Origin of the sequence: Haemophilus sputorum CCUG 13788 (assembly GCF_000238795.1) — a bacterium.
Taxonomy (GTDB): domain Bacteria; phylum Pseudomonadota; class Gammaproteobacteria; order Enterobacterales; family Pasteurellaceae; genus Haemophilus_A; species Haemophilus_A sputorum.
The window spans coordinates 1-2,742 of record NZ_AFNK01000057.1; the positions used below are offsets into that span (position 1 = coordinate 1).

Genomic DNA, 2,742 nt, shown 5'->3' on the forward strand with positions numbered 1-2,742 from the left:
CGGACGGCCCGGACTAAGGGAAACAGGTCAGCTTCTCGGACGGCCCGGACTATGGGAAACAGGTCAACTTCTCGGACGGTCGGGAGTGTGGGAAACAGGTCAAGTTAGGCAAGCACTATGGGAAACACAGCAAGTTCAGTATCCCCCCATATGTCAGCAACAAACTAAGGGGGGAGGAAATAAAAATTACAGACTATTGTTTTTTATCAAGAAAATTAAACAGCAAGCGACCATCTTCTTCAGTGGTATATGTTACCTTTAATGGCGTCTTCTCATTAATTTTCTTCAGAGCAGGTTCCAGGAAGGTACGCTTCATTTCAGCAATATTGTTTTTCTGCGAGGCAGGGAGCATAAACCTTTCACATAACCAGTCATGTGTGGTGATCCAGACACCAGTGCTCCGGAACTGACACAGGCTTTCATAAAGCCGGATGACACGAACACTATTAAGCTGGCCACAGTCATAGAGAGAATAGGTAGTGAACTGGGAGGTTAAGCCGACCAGGAATGGCATGACCTTGTAGTTAAATTCAATCTGCCAGGAACCCCGGCCTCGCTTCATTCCTGCTTCAGCCAGCCACGGACGTTTAACTTCTTCAAACTCACCTTCTTTTGGATAAAAGGTAACCGTTGATTCGCCCAGAGCATTTACCCCAGCCTTCACATCACGACTGGCGACAGACGTAGCGACATTGAAGTATTTGACGTAATCGGAAACGCTGATTTTGAAGAGCGGCAATACGTCAGAGTCATCTTCCTGGCTGTCATTAAAATAGGCCTGCATGAGGCATAACCACAGCACACGTTTTGCCTGAAGAGGCAGGTAATATGCAGCTTCGGTCAATTCGTTAGATTGCTTTATACTGGCGCGTTTTTTAAACGTTTTAGTAGCTGGCAAGAGTGCTTGAGTATCCATTTCAATGCCTATGGGTAAATTTTTACCCACCCATAATGACAGTGAAAACAGAAATTGCAAGCTATCGCGATACTTATCCACCGGAAAAATCTGCACTTTATCCACAAGTGGATAATTGAGAACTGAACTTGACCTCTTTCCCATAGCTTGTTGATGCGTATCCCATAGCTTGTTGACACAAAACCCACTGATACGTGATTAATTTCCCATATTATGTTTACCAGTTGCCCATACAGGCCCCCTCTCAGGCCGCACTGTACGCGGCTTTCAGGCTCCCTAAAAGATGTAAAATAAAGAAAAAGAATAAAAAAGTACTTTATAAAAATATGCCCGTGGATAAGTGGATAACCCCGAGGGGAGGTGATTTTTCAGGCATTGAGCGTAAGCAGAATTTATAAGTTTTGTTCCCTGGTGCTTCCTCGCTCACTCGGGGCTTCGCCCTGTCGCTCGACTGCGGCGAGCACTGCTGGCTCGATCATATCCGTGGCCGGAAGATACTACTCCTCCCCCGAGTCGCTCTCCAGAGCCGGCTACAGCGAGACAACCCGCACGAAGATTTCTATCGTCCCTGCAGACATATTCGAATCGTTTTTATTAACCCTGGCTTCCGTCGTGACAGAACACTACGTCCTGTAAAAGGGGGACTAAGGCCCCTGAATCACACACCTGAATAATGCGGAGTTTTACGATAATGTCATTGCTGGAAACTTTCCTGACCGCTTCTCAGGGGGCAACAATCCTGTTCCTTGCCATGCTGATCTACTGGCAAAAGCGATAAATCCAAGCGGGCTGGCCTTTGGCCAGCTTCGCTGTATAAGGGGAAAAATGCGGCATATCCAGACATTTCACTAGGCAATTTGAATTCAGATATCTATGCTTGGGATCCGGTCAACAGGAGGTAACAAGATGAAACTTGAAACTATACAGATAGATAATACCGTAAGGAGTGGTCTTAATTCTTTCACTGACGGGGTGATTATTCGTGATACAAAGGTATTGATCACGCTCAATCTCCCGGATGGACAGAAAACCACTATTGAGGGGGAATGGCGGCATATGTCGGACGCCAACAGGTTGTCAGAACGTATTACGATGCTTCAGCATGCGATCTATGAGCAGTATGAGGAATACAGAGCAGATATTCCCGTCAGCTGGTCCAGATAACGTCTGACAGACCTCCCCGGCGAGCAGGACGTTCGCCAGCATCATTCTCCTAAGTACTTAAATATTCCCTTTCAGCATGGCTACCGCATCCGCTTCGGGCATCTGAAACTGAACTCGATGCCGCGCAGCAACATCAAGTGCGAACACCTTCGTATAGACTTCCGTCGAGCTAATCGATTTGTGGCCCATCAGGCTCTGCAAAACCTTCAGTGGTATGCCGGCATACAGCATATGCATCGCGTAGGAGTGGCGGAACGTATGCGGGGTGACCGGCACCGAGAATGTCACCCCGTCGACGGCGGCCGCTTCAACCGCTTCGCCAATCCAGGTCCGTACTGTCCGGTCGGTGATGTCCCAGATGCGGGCTTTCTCTGTTCTGCCGGTACGCTTGTTGCGTCTTTCCAGCGGAATTTTCAGGGTGGCCACCATCATCTGCAGCTGGCTGACGTAGTGGTGATCGGAAAGCGGAACCAGACGATGAGCCTGGCTACCGGCGGGAGCTCGGCCGGCTGTCCTGGCCGCTTTTTCGGTGCGCTGCTTAAGCGTGGCCAGCTGCACGAACGGATACGGTGGCACCAGCGAAAAATCCCCCCGGGTCAGCGCCAGCGCCTCGTTGATACGTGCGCCGGTGTTCCAGAGGGTTGCCAGCAGCATCTTGCGGT

Annotated in this window: 3 protein-coding genes; 1 reads left to right on the plus strand and 2 read right to left on the minus strand. The window is 49.5% G+C overall.

Annotation, left to right across the window (positions count from 1 at the left end):
• Positions 1-193: 193 nt before the first annotated feature.
• Entirely contained in the window at positions 194-916 is a 723-nt protein-coding gene (locus HSP_RS0108055) for a replication initiation protein (RefSeq protein WP_014343521.1), read from the minus strand.
• Between the two features lie 906 nt (positions 917-1,822).
• On the opposite strand from HSP_RS0108055, the gene HSP_RS0108060 reads away from it, so the two are divergent.
• Positions 1,823-2,080 carry a hypothetical protein gene (locus tag HSP_RS0108060; RefSeq protein WP_000764642.1) on the plus strand — a complete coding sequence of 86 codons (258 nt, stop codon included), beginning with the start codon at positions 1,823-1,825 and terminating at the stop codon, positions 2,078-2,080.
• Between the two features lie 57 nt (positions 2,081-2,137).
• On the opposite strand, the gene HSP_RS0108065 is transcribed toward HSP_RS0108060, so the two are convergent.
• On the minus strand, positions 2,138-2,742 hold a 605-nt coding region (locus HSP_RS0108065; RefSeq protein ID WP_010129778.1), incomplete at its 5' end, for a site-specific integrase.

What these genes read in the sequence shown, in the direction of transcription:
- HSP_RS0108055 (WP_014343521.1), bottom strand. Translation starts at nt 916, where the DNA reads ATGGATACTCAAGCACTCTTGCCAGCTACTAAAACGTTTAAAAAACGC.
- HSP_RS0108060 (WP_000764642.1), top strand. Translation starts at nt 1,823, where the DNA reads ATGAAACTTGAAACTATACAGATAGATAATACCGTAAGGAGTGGTCTT.